The organism is Candidatus Finniella inopinata (genome assembly GCF_004210305.1).
GTDB lineage: Bacteria > Pseudomonadota > Alphaproteobacteria > Paracaedibacterales > CAIULA01 > Finniella > Finniella inopinata_A.
The window spans coordinates 15654-33182 of sequence record NZ_SCFB01000006.1 but is presented as its reverse complement, the minus strand read 5'-3'; the positions used below and the strand labels follow the sequence as shown (position 1 = coordinate 33182).

Genomic DNA, 17529 nt, shown 5'->3' with positions numbered 1-17529 from the left:
CAAGCGTTTTAAAACGGCGTGTTTCAGTCATACGTTTTCCTTTACACAAGAATCAACTGACTGAATTCTCTTTATTAAATTTACTTTAAGATGTTTCATTGTATATTAAGGGTAATTTCTTCCAAGACTTGGATTGTTGTTCGATGAAAAAAAACTTTTTTTACCTGTGTGTGCTTTTTGTTTGGTCAGTTGGGGGCGCTTATGCCGCGGCGGCAGCAAGCGATGCGTCTGCGGCATTGGAAAAGCCCCAAAATATGTCCTGTATGGCTTGGCTTGAACAGCTTGAGACAAAAAGAGATAAGCTATTGCAACAGGTCAAGGATAAAGAGTCATGCAAGGAATTGTATAAGTGTGCCGATGAGATTTCTGCCACTATCGGTGGTAAATATGGCATTTCCTCTACCCCAGCTACAGAACAGGAGAGAGAAACAATTATTCGGTCCATACACAGGACACGTCAAATGATTCCTTCTTCGCTGAATTTAATGGCCGTCTACCTCGGGGAGCATACATATTCAACAGGCGTCTTATCTGAAGATTTATTGCTTGAAATTGCTAAGGGTACGCAAACGGATCCGGAGCTTCTTCGCAGCCATTTGGCGGCCATAGCTGTGGTCGACGGGGCCAGTTTTTCATTAAAAGCAGGTGATCGTCTTTATCTGCCAAATATAAAACCTAATATCCTGCTTATTCATCACGACGAGTGGAAGGACGATTTAGAATGGCTGTTGGGCCCCATATTTGAATCGGCAAAGAGGCCCCCCCTTGTTGAGACACTGATTCAGACGCTGACAAAGGTTGCAAAGACCAAAGATGCGCCCTTAAATACCTTTTTAGAATCTGAGGCTTATAAAGAATTTATTAAGGGGGAGGAAGAGTATGTTAACACATCGTTTTTTGAATTTTGTCATTCACTTAACGAAACATCTCATCATCTGTCGGCCTATGAAAGAAAATGCCTTCAGATTCTTGCGCGTCTTAAAATAGGCACTGCTGAACAAAACCTGAAATTGATATCCACAATTGAAGTTAATATAACAGGTGATATTGAAAAATATGTCGTTGACATAGAAGGTAAGCCTGATTCAGTTCTGGTTGGGCTGCTTTACGTAAACGCTGGTAAAAAATTAGAAAAACCTGAGAGCTGGATCAAAGCAGTCTGCGAAAAGATCCTGAATGATCCTGGGGCGGGTCATTATACACTAATAAAGTTTTTGCAAGCTGTAAAACAATTAAAAATACAGGATGGCTCATTAGTAAAAAGAATTGGGGAAAAGTTATTGAAACTTAAGGATTTAAGGCCGGATGATTTAATGATTGCGGCCATAGCGCTTAAAGAGCTGGGTAACCCTGACTTGGAATTAGAAGCATGGCAGAAGTTAATAGGCTATCATAATGTCCCAGTGCGTCAATTAACAGATGCAGCCGTGGCCTTTAATCGATTGGATAAAAACGATCTGGCATTAACAGCCTGGAACCGAGCAATTGAGCATGAAGAGGCAGCCACCATTCATGCGGATGATTTAATCTGGGCTGTCCGAAACTTGGGAGAATTGGGTAAAGGAAAAAGCAAGACAATAGACCTTCTTAACAAGGCAATCGACTATTCCGAGGTTACGCCGGATGATTTAATCTGGACCGCCGATGCGCTTGAAAAATCGGGTTTAGGAACATCCAGGACATTAGAACTTGTAAACAAGGCACTTGGTCATAAAGACGCAGACACCCTCAATCCGAGTAGTTTATGCTGGGCCGCCGAGAGGCTTCAAAAATCAGGTGAAAACGATCGGGCATTAGAAATCTTAAATCAGGCAACTGATCATCGCGACATTACGCCGGATGAGTTAATCTGGGCGGCCAATGCGCTTGAAAAATTGCCTGATTCTGACTTAAAAACACAGACTCAGCAGAAAATTGAAAAATTACGTTCTGAAAAACAATAATATACCGCATTCAGATCATTTTGGATTACACAAACCATTTTGGTCTGTAATATGACTATGGTTGTTTTTTAATATTTTGTTAATCTTTTATCTGTAATTTAATAGTGTGTTTTAGTTTGCGTAAGGGCAGTATATGCGTTTTTTTATATTTCCATTTTCTTTATTTTTGATAATTTTTAATTTTTCTGCATTTTCAGATGACAGCTCGGATGAGTCGCCGTCATCATTGGGAATTTACTCGGCTACGTCGTCACCACGAATTTCCTCTGTTACATCATCGCCAAAAATTTACTCGGCTACGTCGTCTCCAAAAATTCGCCCTTTACAGATTTCTGATGATGAATTCGAAAAGGTACAAAATTTATACAAACCCATGAAGAAAACTGAGAAAGCTCGTCTAAAGAAACTTAAAAAGTATTAAGGAAATCACTGGCGATTCGAAAAAGATCGATAGTATTTTTAGGGAATTTTGGATTCAACAGGAATTGCAAGAAATTGAAGATTTACGACTTATCTTAAGGGACTCCTCAAGAAACCGAACCTTTATAAGAAACTGGCCTCAAGCGGTTGAAAAGAGTAATGAGGAATGCAAAAAGTATCTATTTAGACAACACGATCCTGATTCATTTGAGGACCAGGACAAAAAAAAATTATACAGCGACTTTAAAGATATTCTAGACAATGCATGGAAAGAATTATTCACAGCTGCTGCCAAGATCACTGAGATTATCGATGATGGGGAACCAGACTCAGAAATGATCCTCTAACTCAAATTCACCAGCAGTTCGGACAAAATGCCCTCTCTGACGCCCCGATCGGCAACCCTTAATTCGGGAATCGGCAGGGCATCGCAAATCCCCTCTAAAATGGCGGAACCCACAACCACCAGATCTGAACGGCCTGCGCCAATGCATGCGTGCTGCGCCCGTTCCGGGATGCTCATGGCTAGGATTTTTTGACTGATAAAGTGTAAGCGAGACGTCTTGATAAAAAGACCGTCGATCATGCGCCGTTCGTATTGTTTAAGCCCCACCTGAATGGCGGCCAAAGTGGTGACCGTTCCAGAGGAACCAACAAGCTGCACAGAATCGTCATTGATATGACCCTGAATCTGATTGCGTTCTGAAAAACGGCCCAGTTCATGGGATACGCTGTCCCTAAGGTTTCTGTGAATCTCGGGGCTTGCGGCAAATTGCGCATAAGATTCACTGATGGTCACAACGCCATAAGGCAGAGAAATAGAATCAATCACCTCAAACGGAATAGGGTAACCGGGCCGGCCGCGGTTCCCAGACAGGCGTAACCAAATAACCTCCGTACTGCCGCCGCCAATATCAAAAACAATGGCATACGGGATCTTTGGGTTCAAAATGGCAGCGCATCCTGTTAGGGCCAGGCGGGCTTCTTCTTTTCCCTCGATGATCTCAATGTCAAGGCCCAGCTCTTCTTTGGCACGTTCAACCAAAATATGGCCATTGGTGGCACGCCTGCAAGCCTCAGTCGCAACAGCCCGCACATGTGTAACACCGTGGAAGTCTATTTTTTTGCGGCACGTCTTTAACGCATCCAGGGCCCTTTGAATGGCAGCAGAAGAAAGCTCGTTATTTTTGTGAAGGCCTTCGCCGAGTCTTACGATTTTCGCGAAAGAATCAATAATTTTCCAACCAACCAAATTTGGACGACGACGAAAAAAACTTTTTTTCAAACTGGCTACGTTAACGCTGGCAATCAACAGGCGACAGGAATTGGTACCCAAATCAATAGCACCCAGCATAGGATGATGGTCGTTTTCAGCAGCTTTGGAAGAAGTCGGAGTCTTAAACATCGCTTTCAGAAAACTCTCATTATTTCTCTTAATTGAAGGTTAAAAGTCAGAAACATCAATTTTTTGTTGCCTTCTAACCTTTGTTATTCTACAAAAACTCATGACAATCAGCCACAAGTCATTCCAAAAATTGTGGGTGGATTTCGAAAAGAGTAAAATAAGCACCAGGCGAATACAATCTAATTTTATGGGGGATAGTTTAGCGGTAGAACTCTCGGCTCTGACCCGGGCAGCTCTGGTTCGAATCCAGGTCCCCCAGCCATCGCTATTTTCGTGTTCGTTTTATGCATAAAGCTTTTTTCTATCAGATGACTCACATAGGGTTGATAACCTTTCTAATCGCAGTCATCGCTGGTCGTTTGTTGATGCGACTCAATATTTCTGCTGTGCCTATGTCACGTTCTTCCCATCAAATTCCTACCCCCTCGGCGGGGGGATTATCTTTTATGTTGGCTTTTGTGGCTGGTATTGGCCTGTATTTCTTCGCTGACCCTGATAAACTTTATTTTTTAGCGCCATTTTTAAAGGCGTTTGCCATTGCAGCCTTTCTTTTAGGAAGCGTTAGTTTTTGGGATGACTGCTATCCAGTATCCTATCGTGCGCGATTATTTGCCCATCTTTTAGCAGCCTGTGTCCTGGTCATAGCCGGATTGAATCTTGATTTTCCTGCCTTTTCCCATCTTAATAACACTTGGTTTGCGGAAATCATCACTCTTGTCACGCTTATCGGCCTTATCAACGGCGCCAATTTTTTGGATGGATTAAACGGTTTATTAGCCGGGTCAGTTGTTTTGAACCTTATCTTTATGATTTTTATAGCTACGCCGATGTCGGGAGTGGCTGTTCTGGCCATGATTTTGATATTTGCGCTTTTGGGCTTTCTGGTTTTTAATTTTCCGTTTGGTAAAATCTTTATGGGGGATGTAGGCAGCACCTTTTTAGGGCTAGCCTTAGGCTTTCTGGCGCTGCTTTTGCAAAATCAGGACTTATCCCCCAGTGATACAGCCCTGGTTAACAAAACCTTTGTTTTAAGCCTGATGCCCATGGCATTTTTATGGTTTGATGTTGGCTTCACCCTTGTACGCCGGGCGGTATTGGGCCGACGCCTGACCGAGGCACATCGCGATCATCTTTTCCACCTTTTGTATGACGCCGGTCATTCTCATGGATTTGTAAGCAGCATCTACTTTTTGACCGTGATTTTTATGGGATGCCTGACCCTTAGTTGCCATTACGGGTTCACCAGCTTTGTTGAGCTTGTTATTGTTTATGGTATAGTTCAGGCAGGGTTTTGCTGGTGGGTCTTTAAATATACCCAAAGGGTTTCAGTGTGAATTCGAAAATAAGTCCTGAGCGCCCCTCAATCTGTTTTGGGTGTAATGAGCGTACATGAGGACGCGCAGTGACGCAATTTTCGAAAAGCAGCTTTTGAAAGGCGAAGGGTATAATGGAGTGGCACGATAAAGGCATTGTCTTAAGCCAGCGCCCCTGGAGCGAGAGTTACTCCATTGTCAGCATTTTCACCCCAACCCAGGGTCGTCATGTGGGTCTTATACGGCCGGGACGCAAGCCAGAGGCACGCAACCAGTTGCAGCCTGGTAACTTCGTTCAGGCCACCTGGAAAGCCCGCCTGGCTGATCATTTGGGCCGATGGCAGATAGAGATGGATCGGGCGACCTGGACGCCGCTGGCCAACATTCCCAAGCGCCTGGCCGCCCTTAGTTCCGTTTGTACGTTGTTGGACCAAGGGTTACCTGAACGGCATCTTTATGCTGATTTATACAAAAGCGTTGAAAAATTCCTGCAAAGTTTAGCAACCGATGACCATTGGCAAACGCAGTATGTGCAGTTTGAGCTGGACCTTTTGGCGACGTTAGGGTTTGGCTTAACCCTTGATTGTTGCGCCGTGACGCGGTCGACAGAAAACCTGATCTATGTCTCGCCTAAGTCGGGTCATGCCGTCAGTGAAGATGTAGGGAGGCCCTACGCCGATCGATTATTAAGGTTGCCTACTTTTCTGTTACAGGAACAGCTGACACCGTCAGAGCAAGAGATGCGCCTTGCCCTGAACTTAACGGGGTATTTTCTGCATCGCTATGTGTTTGAGAACAAACCCCTTCCTGTTGTCCGACAGCAGGTGTTGTAGTGGTGGTGGGTGAGACTGCCTTTGCTTCTTCTTCAGCCTTTTGTTGACTTTCAATGTGGCGGCCAAAAAAATGATGGATGAGTTTTAGAATGTTCTCGGGATACACTTTTGCGTTACCAGTTCTCATAACGCTCGTTCTTTCTCCCAATAACCACGACTCGGTTTCAAACGACTGGGCATTGTTTAACAGTCCGTGCAATATACCAATAATATCTTGGGAAAGACGGGAACAATACCCCTCTAAAACTTTTTCCTGGAAAATATTAATCTGTGAAAGGTAAGCCGAGGCTTCTAAAAGACGATGTTCTATATTCGCTATTAAATGCCCAACCTCTGTCAATGGGCTGTGGCCTACCAATGCTATGTCTGTACAGTCGATCCAAGAGACGGCCCACTGGTCCTTCCCCATAACGTTCCTAGGTTCGTAAAAAATATTTCCAATGCTCATATCGTTATGTTTGGCCGTTGTAACGTGGGTCCCATGATTTTTCATAAAAAACATATGGAATGCTGCTAATGCGCGACCGGCAGACCAAAAAATATCACCCATAGAATCAGAATGAACCCCTTGAAACAAAGAAAGTGCCAAAGAATGCCCTTTAGCTTTTGGGAGTATAAGAAGGTCCGCGTAATCGTCAGAGCCATTAGAGGGCGTCAGAAAAAAGCAACGAACTGGTAAACAAATGGTCAACCCATCGTTTGAAAAATCAGCTTTTTTCTCCAAAAAGGTTTTGATCAAGTTGTTGACATGGTCCAATTCCTCGCAAAGACCTATCCCTTTTTTAAGGCGTGCCACGTAGTTAGTGCCTATCATAACTGCAAAACTTTCCATTCCTGGTTTGTCCAGGTATTCTGTCTGCCCCAAAGCTTGTCCTTCGCAATCCTTCAAAGCTTCCCACATGTGGTGATGAACACGCGAGGGGTCCCACTGGAACGTTTGATACTTGGTGGCCGAGGGGTGTGAGTATGGGTTCACTTCAGCCGGGGCGGCGCTGGAGGCCATGATTTCGCTAGAAGCTATACACAACAGGCCCGCCGCACCTATCCGCAGAATAAAAAGTGAAAACACTTTTTTCAAAAAACACCGCATCCTTAGGCTCCTTAAGGGAATGACCTGAATTGAATCTCTATAACCAAGTTACCCTTAGAGCATTTAAAATAAGGTTAAAAATGCAATACATTAAAGAAAAATTTCTCCAAAGACTGTTCAACACAGCTTGTTTAAAAGTTAATGTAAAGCCACAAAATGATTGAGAATGGGTGTATAGTTCTCTCGGGCGAGTTGGGGTTTTCTCGCCAAATTCTCATGAAAAAAAGTGAAAGTATTTCCATGACTGCTTCTAACAAATCTAACTTAAACCTGACCCCCTTTTACGGGGCTGGGTTGATTGTGTTGGTGGCGGTGCTCACAACGATCAGCAACGGCCTGACGCACTCGCTGCCAAAGACGCTTTCCAGCAGTCAGATTCTGTTTTTTAAATCATGTATTGGTTTTTTGCTGGTTGTGGCCTGGCATCGGACAACTTTGAAACAGCTGCTAACTACCCAAAACCTAAAGTGGCAATTTCTAAAGGGGTTTGCGGGTGCGGCCGGTAACGGTTTTTGGATTGCCGCAGTGCAGGTGTTGCCCCTGGCTGACAGCAGTGCCCTGTCGTTAACCAGTGCGTTAATGACAACAGCCGGCGCCTATTATTTCTTTTCTGAAAACCCCACACGCCCGTTGTTATGGGCCATTGGCGTGGGATTTGTCGGAGTGTTGGTTATTCTTAAACCCTCCTCAGCGATTTTTAATGTTTACAGTTTGTACCCCCTGTTATCGGCTTTCGCGTTCACAGCCTCCTCCCTCATTATCAAAAAAGTTGCGGTTAAAGATTCATCACAAACGACTTTGTGTTATCTGTTGTTTTTCATGGCATTGTGCAGCTTTTTACCCGCCATTTATTATTGGCAACCTGTCGAGATGAATGCGGTTCTGCGGCTGGCCGGCATCGCCGTTTTATACCTGTTGGGGCAGCTGGCGCTGATCGAGGCCTATACCTATACCCAGGCGGCTTTCCTGGCACCCTTTAAATTTGCCCGTTTCCCCCTGGCCATCGCGTCGGGCTGGTTGTTTTTCGGTGAACACTTTTCATGGTCAACGTTGGCGGGGGGTGGGCTGATCATCGCTTCCTATTTTTACCTGGGGGCCGTTACCCATCGCTTGAGAAAAGTTAAGCCTCTAAATTAAACACAATTGGCAACGTAACCGAGAGGGGTTTTCCGGATTTGTCATGGCGGGTGAAACGCCATTTCTTAACGGCCTCAAAAACTGCTTCTTTTAAAATAGGTGCTATGTCATTGCCTTGTTTCACATCAATTTTAACCACTAAGCCGGCGGCATTAATTGTAAGCGTCACAATCATTTCGCCCTTCAGGCCTTGTCTTCTGGCTTCTTCGGGGTAGGTTGGAACGGGATTGTTCGGAAAAGGCACAAGAACAACGTTCGCCATCCCATCCTCTGGGTTTTCTTGAAGGCTGCAAGGGCCAGGCTGGGGGGGCATTTTCTTTGGATGGAGTCTTTTAGGAGGCTGAGGCAAACAACCAGTTTCTTGGCTCAGAGGTATGGATTCAGGTGGCAAGCATGAAAGAGAAGACGGGGTAATCCATTGAACCTCAACACAAACGGGTCGTGAAACATTGGCCGTCTCGCCCTTAAAATCGCCGACTGAGACGATCCAACCTGTGCCAGCGAAGGCCAGTCCATGCAGTAAAAGGGATATGGGCAGGGCTTTATTTAGCTTCATACAGACGCCCTAAAGCCCGCATAAAAACTGACACCCGGTTGCAGGTACCCCGCAGGTTGTTGATAATGACGATTCAAAACGTTCTCTACTCTTACAAAAAATTCTTGATGACCATAGCCTAAAATAGGCCGATTGGGTTTATAATTTAGCGTCGCCCGCAGCAAAATGGGCCCAGTCGTATAGACGCGCGGCGTCGTTCCAAACCGGGGGCGATTGACTTGCTTGCCATCATAGCTGACGCCCAGCCCCCCATCGCAATCAGACGTCATTTGCCATTGAAGGTTGGCTGAAACTTTATGTAAAGGGCGGTTGACAAGCGTTTCCTTGGTCGAAAGGTCTTTGGCAGAAGTGTACACATGATTCATAGAAACTTTTAAGTCGCTGACGATTTCCCATTCAACGAATGATTCCACCCCTTGGGTTCGTGACCTGTTGATATTGTTGTATCGATAAAGCGTTGGCGTTAGTTGCTGACCTGCGATCAGATCTTTAAGGCGTGTTTGAAAAAACAGCGTTCCAATGCGAATCGAACGGCCTAAGGCCTGCTGCAGACCAACCTCCCACCCGTATCCTTTTTCGGGGCGAAGGGCGTGATTCCCGCTTGATGGATCAAAAATCTGAAATAAACTGGGGTTGTGAAGAACGGTTCCATAAGCCACATACAAGTCGGTGTTGGTCTCAAAGTGGTTATACGTGACGGCGGCGCGATAGGTGGCATGGGATTTGAATTGACGATGGTGATGGCCCCTGCCCCCTAAATCAACCTGCACGCGTTCGTGAGGGATAGTGTTGTGGCCAACAAAAAAGGAGGATTCATGGGATTGCGCTTCCTGATGGGTGATCCCTGGTATTAGGGCCTGATAAGATTGCTGTCGGTGATCGATTCCCACATCAAGGTTGTGATTTTCGTTAAGGTGAAGGCGGTTATGGCCTTGAAAGCTAAGGGCTTTTCCCTTGAAAAAATTGCGGGGTGAAAAGGGGGGCTGGTCTTGGCCATAGATACGCTGGCTTTGTAAATATCCGATGTGGATTTTGGGCTGCCATGTGCGATTTTTGTCGGTGGTTTCAGCCGTTAAACTGTGTAGATCATAGATGGTTACGTCCTGACTGCTTGGGTTCGGGTCAAACGGGTTGGCATAACGGGACCGACTGCGTTGATGGCGATTGTGAAGGCTAAGGCGCCAATTCTGCAAGGTTTTTAATCCGCAGTGGGACGTAAAGTTTTGTGAATCATAGGGGTCGGGATGGTATTGCCGGTTAAGGGTTCGATTGGCAGGGGGGACAGAGGATGGGGTGTCAATTTGACGATGGCCGCCCTGGATATAAAAATCGACGGATGGTTTTTCTCCCTGAAAACTCAGGTTTTGACGATAACTTTTGTGCGATCCCGCTTCGCCAACAAGGGTCGCGTGGTTTTCCCCTGTTCCCTTTTTGGTTGTCAGTTGAACAACGCCACCCACGGCACCACTGCCGTACGATGCCGTATGGGGTCCTTTTAAAACCGTGATTTTTTCCAACGATTCTGCCTCCAGCTGGCCAAAGTCGAACGCGCCATTCGGGCTGCTGGGGTCGCAGGCCTGAACCCCGTCAATCCAGATAATGACATGTTCTGGGTTGGCCCCCCTTACAAACAGTTGCGCCATTTTTCCCACACCGCCCTGTTGAACCAGGTGAACGCCTGGGGTGTTTTTCAAGGCGTCCGTCAGAGTCGTTTGTTGTTGGGTTTCAAAATTGGCGGCAGAAGAGGAGGAGTTTGAAAAAGACGCGTTATTAATTTTCTTGGCTTTAATAACCAAAGCAGGCAGCAAGGTTTCACCATAAATAGGACTTGTCAAAAGATAAAGCAGGCCAAAGGCGATGAATAGGCCCTTTCCGTCATAGCGAGCGATTTCCCCATTGAAAGGAAGGGGCGAGGATATATCCGCGTTTGTCAGTTTAAAAAAGTCCCTTAACACAATCTACATGTTGTTGTTTTTTGTCATAATCAACACAATATATGGTGTTTTTTCAAAGACTGCAACGACAAAGACTGCAACGACGGGCCCATGAAAGCCGATTAGGAGAGAGGTCTAATGCGTCCATAACACTTGCAGCTGATAGGTCCGGGCGAGATTGGTTGGTGTTAAGTTACTAATGGTCCCTGTCAGAAGTGGCGCTGGCGAAGAGGGGTTTATGGTGGTGGACTGGTAAGGGGTTGTCTTGTATAGGCTGTAATTATAGGTGACTCCCGGCAAGAACGCTGCAGAATTGCCAGTCCAGGTGAAGCTGTTGCCAAAAGCCGCCACATTGGGATCCGTATCCCCCACGCCTACGTTGACACGGCTTCCGTCTGTCTGAAAGGAATCGACCCAATTTTGGGTTAGGATTACATTAAAAAGCGACCCTGACGCAGGTGCGCACTGGATCATCAACCCCTCTCCGGCATTGGTCAAAGATCTGAAATCGTTGGGAGTGCTACTTTGTAACGTAGGTGTGTTCGAGTTTTTTGTCTGATCATGCGTGAAATAAATCCCGGGCACCACAAATGTGACCAGTGTAGCTTGGGCAGAAGTCGGTGAGGTCAGTGCATAATTCATTGACCTTAGAATCACACTGTTTGGCGAAGCTCGATTATCCAGGAAAAAATTCTGGGTGCGGAGCGAAGCATTTATGGAATCCAAGCTGCCGGTCAGATTTGTATATTTGGCAACGGTGTAACCATTCGATGGAAAATTGGTGGCTGTTGGGATTGTGCCCCGAATCTGAAAATTAGCGGGAAGAAGAGACGAAACATCAAGGGTTCCAGCCACATTAAGAAGACCACATGTTGCGCCATTCCCTAACAGAATTGTCCAACCGCCGGCAAGGTATGCTGATTGAGTGTTAACAGTTCCCCCCACCGTTAAAGTGGCGCCCTTGTTGACAGTAAGGGTTCCACCGTTAGGGGTGCTTCCCCACACAGCGCCGTTTCCAGCCGTATCTCCCACAGTCAAGGTGCCCGCAGTAACTGTTGTGTTCCCAAACCACGAGTTATTATTGGTATTCAAAACCAACGCACCAACCCCATCATTGATGAATGTGGACCATGCAAAATCACCCGCGCTGCCAGGGTTGCACGCTATGTCGTTATTGCCCGAAGCAGTTGATCCGGCCAAAGTAATCGTTTTTCCAGAACTAACGGTAAATGTAAAACCCTGAAGACCGTTCATATAAACGGCACCGCCTGATGCGGCGCTATTGACTGAAAACAAGACGTCAGTCAGTCGCAGTTCTCCACCACAATAAATGGCTCCACCCTTGGAACCTGCATTCACGGCACTGTTATTCGCAAACGTAACCTGGCCAGATCCCTGCAGCGCAATATTTCCATTGGAATAAATGGCCCCTCCCAAACCAGCAATATTTCCCGTAAAAATTACCGGGCCAATGCCGTTCAGGGTAAACGAATTTTCAGTCCAAATGGCTCCACCTTCAGAACCAGAACCGATAGCACTGTTGTTTGTGAAAGTGACTACCGCATTGGCGTTCAACGTCAAGTCTCCCACACCGGGAAGAACTGTCGGTCCTGAAAAAAGCGGACCTGTGCTTTTATTGCCCACAAAAGTTAGTGTACCAACAGCGTTCAAAGTTACAGTTGGTGTCGCAACAACAATAGCCCCCCCATTACCGCAGTTGGTATTTGTATTTCCAGAAAAAATCACCGATCCCAAACCACTTAGAGTCACAGATTGAAGGGCTTCGCCCGAATACATGGCCCCGGCGAATCCTGTTGCAAATCGCACAATGTATGGTTGTGTAAAATTCTGTATGGTCACATTAGAAAGGGTCAGGGCAGACGTTGGCAGGCTGGAAAAAAGTGAATTTGGGCTGAATCCGGCTGCAGGCTGTATCGTCGTGCCGTTTGTTTGAGCGCTGTTAATTGTAAGGGAATCAAAGGATGCAAGGGGATATATATCTGTCTCTGACTGGACCGGATTCAACAGGGTAAAGGTGTGCGTTCCATTGTTAGCAGCTCTGACGCCTCCCCCATGGCCATAGGTCCCATTAATTGTTGGATAGACACGAGATGCGTCTCCATCCAGCTGTACATTACTGGCGGACGCACCCCCTAAGCCAAAAAAGAAGACAAGAAAAATAAAATATAATCCCATCGTAAATACCAATAAATACAAATAAATCAGTTTTTATTATAAGTGCATATTCTTAAGAAATGATTAACAGGGTGCTTCTTAACGTTTCCAGCTGGCGCCCCCTTTCTTTTAATCCAGTTATCAGGGTTTTGGAACCTGCAACTGATAGGTTCGCGCCAAAAGGCCAGAACTGGGAATTGTAATACTGCCTGACAAAAGCGTGCTGCCGCCAATAATATTTCCTTTTGCCTCGTAAGTATCGGTTTTCACCAAAGTCCATTGGTACGTTGTATTCGGCAAAAACGCGGCAGAGCTGCCCACCCAGTTAAATGTATTGCCAAAAAAACTAACGGCGGGATCAACAGGATTTGCCGTGGAAGAACGGGTTCCATCTGCAAGAGTGCTGGAATCATTCCAATCTTTGGTCAGAGGAACTTGTATATAGCCGGTGCCTTGACAGTTGATCAGCAGTCCCTCTCCCCAATTAGTCAGGTAATCGCCTAACACAGGTTCCTGATTCTGGAAATAAACCCCCGGCACCACAAACGTGACCAAAGCCTGTGCTTCAGAAGACGACACATAAGTAAGACTATATCCAGTTCCCGATGCTTCAGTGCCAACAATTGCATGGACACCAGCTGTTGAATTTATTGTCGGATGGTCAGCACCACCGTCCAACTGCGCATTGCTGGCCCACGCGCCGCTTACGCTTAACATCAAACCAAAAACATAAAAATATCTCATATTAAAAATTCCTAAAAATAAATATAACAATTTTATTGTAAATATAAAATATTAATAAATGTTTAATAGTCAATTTTTATGTTTCATAAAAGCCCTTCTAAATCGAATTAAACCCCGCGCACCCAATGTAATTCACGGCCAGCGATTCGCTTAACGACCAGGGTTGCTGAGTCGAAGACAAACAGTGCAGGGGATTATAGTGAAACCCCTTCAGATCCGAGAAGCAAAGGCCGCAATCTTGCAACCAACGGGCCAACGTTGCCGGTTCGACAAACCGATTCCAATCGTGTGTCCCCCGGGGGACCAGTCGCAAAATATACTCCGCTGCGATGATGCCCTGCAGGTAAGATTTGACGGTCTTATTAAGGGTTGAAATAAAAAATAATCCATCCCGCGATAACAAGTTCGCACAAGCTTTCAGAAATTGCCCCGGATGATCCACATGCTCAATAATTTCAAGGGCGCACACAATGTCGAACGGCTGGGGGGGCAATTCTTCCACGCTGGCCACCTGATAATTGATTTCCAAATCGAATTGTTTGGCGTGAATCTTGGCCGTTTCAATGGCCTTAGGGCTGGCGTCAATGCCCGTAACGGTCGCCCCCAAACGCGCCAGCGGCTCGCACAAAATGCCCCCACCACAACCCACATCTAAAATTTTAAGGCCCTTTAAAGGCTGTGCGGATAAGGGATCGATCTTAAAATTCCGGGAGATATGGTTTTTGATAAACTGCAACCGACACGGGTTTAATTGATGCAGGGGCTTAAATGGCCCCGCCTCGTCCCACCATTGGTCGGCGATCTGGTCGAACTGGTAGACCTCTTCGGGGTTTATTGTCTGACTTGTCATCAAGCGTCCTCTGTTTGTAGATGCCAAAAAGTCACAGTTATGTGATTTGAAACCTTAGTTTGTCAGGTTCCTGTTTTGTTTTATTATCTTTTGGTCATATTTTGGTGAAATTAATATACAAAAAACAAGGTTTTAATAATGAAAAAGTTATCTTTAATTTTATTGGGTGCTTTAGCAGCAATTCAAGCTGCACAAGCAGCGCCGGCTTCTTTTAATGGTTATTATCTGGGCGGTCAACTGGGGTGGACACAGCGCAATGATAAGACAAGTATTCCAGGCGTGGATACAACTGACTCAGGTGTTCGCTTCCAACAAGGTGCGAGCAACAAGACAAAAAAGGCCAACGGTTTAACGTACGGTCTTTACACAGGCTATGGCCACAACAATAACGGTTTTTACTTTGGTGGTGAATTCAGTATTGAAGGCGACAGCGCCAGTAAAAATGTATCCAATGGTTTAGCGCCTACAGCAACAGCACTAGGTGTTGTTACAACAGGCACCGGTAAGATTGATACTAAATATGAACGTGGGGTTGTATTTGGAATTACACCTCGTCTCGGTGCTGTGATTGCGAATGAAAACCTTATCTATGCGAAATTAGGTTTGGAATTTAGCCGCGACAAAGTCAAGGCCAGTTATGACGCTTCAGGCCGAGCTGCAGGTACAAACTATTCAAGGTCCGGTAAAGTTACTGCATCCAAAAATCAATTTGTTTTCGTTCCTGGAATTGGTTACGAACGCGCGTTTGGTAACTTGTTAGCCCGCGTTGAATATGGTTATAATCTTGGTGGAAAAATAACAACTGGCAATTTAATTAATGGTGTCAATAGTGCAACGACTGTTAAATACACAGCGCACGTTGTTAAATTTGGTTTAGCTCACAAATTCTAAATTTTCTATCGTTCCCGCCCAGGCGGGAATTCATTCCGATCACGCCCCCTCAAAAGGGCGTGATTTTTTTTTGTGGAAAACCTATATCAGCGGGCTTTGGCGCGTCTGCTCAAAAATAAGGCCAAGGGCCTGGTGTACCTCTGACGCCAGGCGATACCAAACCACATACGTGATGAACACATACATCACAATAACGCCCCCAATAGCGCAGGCCCACGCCCGGTTATCAGGCAGGCCCCTACCCGCCGGCTCGGTTAACGTATAGTCATAACATTGTCGCATCAGATAAGGCTGATCAGTCTTTGAAAGGCTGGGCAGGCGCCCTTGAATCGCCTTATAAAGGTGATCTGTGTACCACTTTAATTTCTGGTCATCGCCAGACCCCCGATATTGGCCGCGAAAGCCCAAGCTTAGCACCATGAAATAAAGCAAAGCCATCTCTGTGCGTGCGGGGTCGTTGTTTTCCAACAAAGCATCCAACTTCTTGAAAACATACTCACCAGCAATTTGGGTCTCGAACAGCTGCGCCTCCATCAAAGACTTCTCCCAAATTTTGGCGCCGGCCCATTGCAAATTCAAAAAAATCTCGTCAACCAACGCTACCATCAGATATTGGGAATCGCGAAATGCTGCTGTTCTGCCAACGCCAACGGCATATTCCATTTTCAGGGCTTGTTCTTGCAATGTGTCACGAAGACGGGCCTGAATGGTCTCGACCACGGCAGGTGTATTGGGGTCTTCGAACACATCTGTTGGAATATTCAGTCGAAGCGCCCTTTCCTTTTGGCGCAGCACTTCATAATAAAAGGCTTGAAAGTTTTCTAACAAAAGACTTTTGGCCATGGTCGCTTAACCCTTTTGGTTTTTACGGACATATAAAACAATTTCGGCCGGGCGCCAGTTGATTGTGTCGGCCGGGTTGAATATGTTCAGGTTTTGTTCTGCCTTTATATAGGTTGGATCATTATCCACTTCGAATACAACCACGCCGCGGCTTGGCATCAATTCGAACAGGTCTTCGTTCTTTAACACCCGCCGTGCCGCCCCTCTTATTCGGCGGGCGCGTACCGACTCAACCGCAAAGTCACAGGTGATGACGGAATCGTTCATCCATTCCTCAATCTCAGCCTCGCTCATCCCCTTGGGCGCGCGAACGCCGATATACAGCTTTTCTGACAAAAAAGCGGGATTCAGGGTTAAATAGAATAACCGATCCTTCTGGTTAAAGGAAAAAATGGCAAACGCCACCTCGATACTGTGAAGGTTCTGGTAAATCAGTTCCAGCACAGGGCGAAAACATTTCAACAAGTCATTGTGGTTATAGGCCGGCAAAACTGGCGGAATTTGAGAAAGCCGCAACGGAGCCAAGGTCCCCACAACCTCGCACAGTTTTTCGAACAAGGTCCAGGGTTGAATAGCAGGACTATTGAGCAGCACCTCTAAGCTTGGCAGAATCGTCACCAAAGGACGTAGCATGTTTGAGGTTTCCTGCAAAAGGGGCGTTCCCACCTGGTTTTGCCATTTCTCGCACAAATAAACCGCTTTCTCGCGTATTTTCTGACAAACCTCGGAACACAGTTGCCAAAGAACGGTGTGGGGATCAACACGAAAGCATGGAGGCATATAAGGGGTTTGCGCAAAGACTTCGTCTCTGAAAGCCATCTTTAAAACAGGGAAACCAACTGTTCGCGATGGCACCTTTTCGCCCACATGCAAAGACAGTTTGGGCACCAAACAGGGAATTTTTATGGCATTATCATCCAGATTGATATCTTTTGTTTCCATACCCTCGGCCGATAAGTAACGGGCCTTTTCACCTACCACGGGCGATATGCCAGGTATGTATTCGGCGATGGCCAGATTAAGGATAATCTCTTCATTCACAGAACTGGGTTTAAATGGTTTCAGGTCAATTTCTAAAGGGGCGTCTTCGTCGATTGTCGCCTGGTAGTCAACGACCAGCCCATCGGGCATCACCGCCTGCAAAGCCAAAATGCGCACCAACCCATCGGGCAAGACAATCGGATCCAGCTTCAAATAGCTGACACCCCAGTGATAGGGTGCAACCAGTTTCATGTGATGATGCAGGATCTGTTCGAACCGCAGATCGTTTTGCTGCAAATGTTGCGGCGATAACAGCATGCCTTCGTGCCACTGAATGGCCGGAATTAAGGATACCCCTAAAGGTTTATTCATGCAGCGCCTCCCTCTCAATCATCTTTAAGTTTAGTAAACTTT

At 46.0% G+C, this 17529-nt stretch carries 14 protein-coding genes and 1 tRNA gene; 7 read left to right on the top strand and 8 right to left on the bottom strand.

Annotated features, from left to right (window positions below):
• Positions 1–143 precede the first annotated feature (143 nt).
• Entirely contained in the window at positions 144–1943 is a 1800-nt protein-coding gene (locus tag EQU50_RS05135) for a tetratricopeptide repeat protein (protein WP_130154073.1), read from the top strand.
• A 485-nt stretch (positions 1944–2428) separates the two neighbouring features.
• Complete coding sequence (locus tag EQU50_RS05130; protein ID WP_130154072.1) at positions 2429–2710, top strand: hypothetical protein; 282 nt, start codon at positions 2429–2431, stop codon at positions 2708–2710.
• On the opposite strand, the gene EQU50_RS05125 is transcribed toward EQU50_RS05130, so the two are convergent.
• Positions 2707–3768, bottom strand: a complete 1062-nt coding sequence (locus EQU50_RS05125) for a Ppx/GppA phosphatase family protein (RefSeq protein WP_130154071.1) — start codon at positions 3766–3768, stop codon at positions 2707–2709. The genes EQU50_RS05130 and EQU50_RS05125 overlap by 4 nt on opposite strands.
• A 188-nt stretch (positions 3769–3956) precedes the next feature.
• On the opposite strand from EQU50_RS05125, the gene EQU50_RS05120 reads away from it, so the two are divergent.
• The 4 genes from EQU50_RS05120 (at position 3957) to EQU50_RS05105 (ending at position 8141) form a co-directional block, all read left to right on the top strand.
• A tRNA-Gln gene (locus EQU50_RS05120) sits at positions 3957–4030 on the top strand.
• Positions 4031–4052: 22 nt separating this feature from the next.
• Entirely contained in the window at positions 4053–5102 is a 1050-nt protein-coding gene (locus EQU50_RS05115) for an MraY family glycosyltransferase (protein WP_130154070.1), read from the top strand.
• A 113-nt stretch (positions 5103–5215) separates the two neighbouring features.
• Positions 5216–5914, top strand: coding sequence for a DNA repair protein RecO (gene recO, locus EQU50_RS05110; protein ID WP_130154069.1), 699 nt, complete (start codon positions 5216–5218; stop codon positions 5912–5914).
• 1330 nt (positions 5915–7244) lie between these two features.
• Complete coding sequence (locus EQU50_RS05105) at positions 7245–8141, top strand: DMT family transporter (protein WP_165380346.1); 897 nt, start codon at positions 7245–7247, stop codon at positions 8139–8141.
• On the opposite strand, the gene EQU50_RS05100 is transcribed toward EQU50_RS05105, so the two are convergent.
• The 5 genes from EQU50_RS05100 to ubiG all read right to left on the bottom strand — a co-directional run bounded on the left by EQU50_RS05100 (position 8125) and on the right by ubiG (position 14400).
• Positions 8125–8697: an energy transducer TonB gene (locus EQU50_RS05100; RefSeq protein WP_130154067.1), complete on the bottom strand. Its 573-nt coding sequence runs from the start codon at positions 8695–8697 to the stop codon at positions 8125–8127. The two genes, EQU50_RS05105 and EQU50_RS05100, sit on opposite strands and share 17 nt — an antisense overlap.
• Positions 8694–10652, bottom strand: coding sequence for a TonB-dependent receptor plug domain-containing protein (locus EQU50_RS05095; RefSeq protein WP_130154066.1), 1959 nt, complete (start codon positions 10650–10652; stop codon positions 8694–8696). Before EQU50_RS05095 ends, EQU50_RS05100 begins: the two co-directional genes overlap by 4 nt.
• Positions 10653–10766: 114 nt before the next feature.
• Positions 10767–12827, bottom strand: a complete 2061-nt coding sequence (locus EQU50_RS05090) for a beta strand repeat-containing protein (RefSeq protein ID WP_130154065.1) — start codon at positions 12825–12827, stop codon at positions 10767–10769.
• Between the two features lie 120 nt (positions 12828–12947).
• Entirely contained in the window at positions 12948–13550 is a 603-nt protein-coding gene (locus EQU50_RS05085) for a hypothetical protein (protein ID WP_130154064.1), read from the bottom strand.
• Between the two features lie 97 nt (positions 13551–13647).
• Positions 13648–14400 carry a bifunctional 2-polyprenyl-6-hydroxyphenol methylase/3-demethylubiquinol 3-O-methyltransferase UbiG gene (ubiG, locus tag EQU50_RS05080; RefSeq protein ID WP_130154063.1) on the bottom strand — a complete coding sequence of 251 codons (753 nt, stop codon included), beginning with the start codon at positions 14398–14400 and terminating at the stop codon, positions 13648–13650.
• Positions 14401–14538: 138 nt separating this feature from the next.
• On the opposite strand from ubiG, the gene EQU50_RS05075 reads away from it, so the two are divergent.
• A complete protein-coding gene (locus tag EQU50_RS05075) occupies positions 14539–15291 on the top strand; it encodes an outer membrane protein (protein WP_130154062.1) in 753 nt (250 codons plus the stop codon).
• 81 nt (positions 15292–15372) lie between these two features.
• On the opposite strand, the gene EQU50_RS05070 is transcribed toward EQU50_RS05075, so the two are convergent.
• Both EQU50_RS05070 and tssK read right to left on the bottom strand, forming a co-directional pair.
• Positions 15373–16134, bottom strand: a complete 762-nt coding sequence (locus EQU50_RS05070; protein WP_130154061.1) for a DotU family type IV/VI secretion system protein — start codon at positions 16132–16134, stop codon at positions 15373–15375.
• A 6-nt stretch (positions 16135–16140) separates the two neighbouring features.
• Positions 16141–17487: a type VI secretion system baseplate subunit TssK gene (gene tssK / locus EQU50_RS05065; RefSeq protein WP_130154060.1), complete on the bottom strand. Its 1347-nt coding sequence runs from the start codon at positions 17485–17487 to the stop codon at positions 16141–16143.
• Positions 17488–17529: the final 42 nt, after the last annotated feature.

Bases quoted from the DNA above. Each gene is read 5' to 3' on its own strand.
- EQU50_RS05135 (WP_130154073.1), top strand. From the start codon at position 144: ATGAAAAAAAACTTTTTTTACCTGTGTGTGCTTTTTGTTTGGTCAGTT.
- EQU50_RS05125 (WP_130154071.1), bottom strand. From the start codon at position 3,768: ATGTTTAAGACTCCGACTTCTTCCAAAGCTGCTGAAAACGACCATCAT.
- EQU50_RS05115 (WP_130154070.1), top strand. From the start codon at position 4,053: ATGCATAAAGCTTTTTTCTATCAGATGACTCACATAGGGTTGATAACC.
- recO (WP_130154069.1), top strand. From the start codon at position 5,216: ATGGAGTGGCACGATAAAGGCATTGTCTTAAGCCAGCGCCCCTGGAGC.
- EQU50_RS05105 (WP_165380346.1), top strand. From the start codon at position 7,245: ATGACTGCTTCTAACAAATCTAACTTAAACCTGACCCCCTTTTACGGG.
- EQU50_RS05100 (WP_130154067.1), bottom strand. From the start codon at position 8,697: ATGAAGCTAAATAAAGCCCTGCCCATATCCCTTTTACTGCATGGACTG.
- EQU50_RS05090 (WP_130154065.1), bottom strand. From the start codon at position 12,827: ATGGGATTATATTTTATTTTTCTTGTCTTCTTTTTTGGCTTAGGGGGT.
- EQU50_RS05085 (WP_130154064.1), bottom strand. From the start codon at position 13,550: ATGAGATATTTTTATGTTTTTGGTTTGATGTTAAGCGTAAGCGGCGCG.
- ubiG (WP_130154063.1), bottom strand. From the start codon at position 14,400: ATGACAAGTCAGACAATAAACCCCGAAGAGGTCTACCAGTTCGACCAG.
- EQU50_RS05075 (WP_130154062.1), top strand. From the start codon at position 14,539: ATGAAAAAGTTATCTTTAATTTTATTGGGTGCTTTAGCAGCAATTCAA.
- EQU50_RS05070 (WP_130154061.1), bottom strand. From the start codon at position 16,134: ATGGCCAAAAGTCTTTTGTTAGAAAACTTTCAAGCCTTTTATTATGAA.
- tssK (WP_130154060.1), bottom strand. From the start codon at position 17,487: ATGAATAAACCTTTAGGGGTATCCTTAATTCCGGCCATTCAGTGGCAC.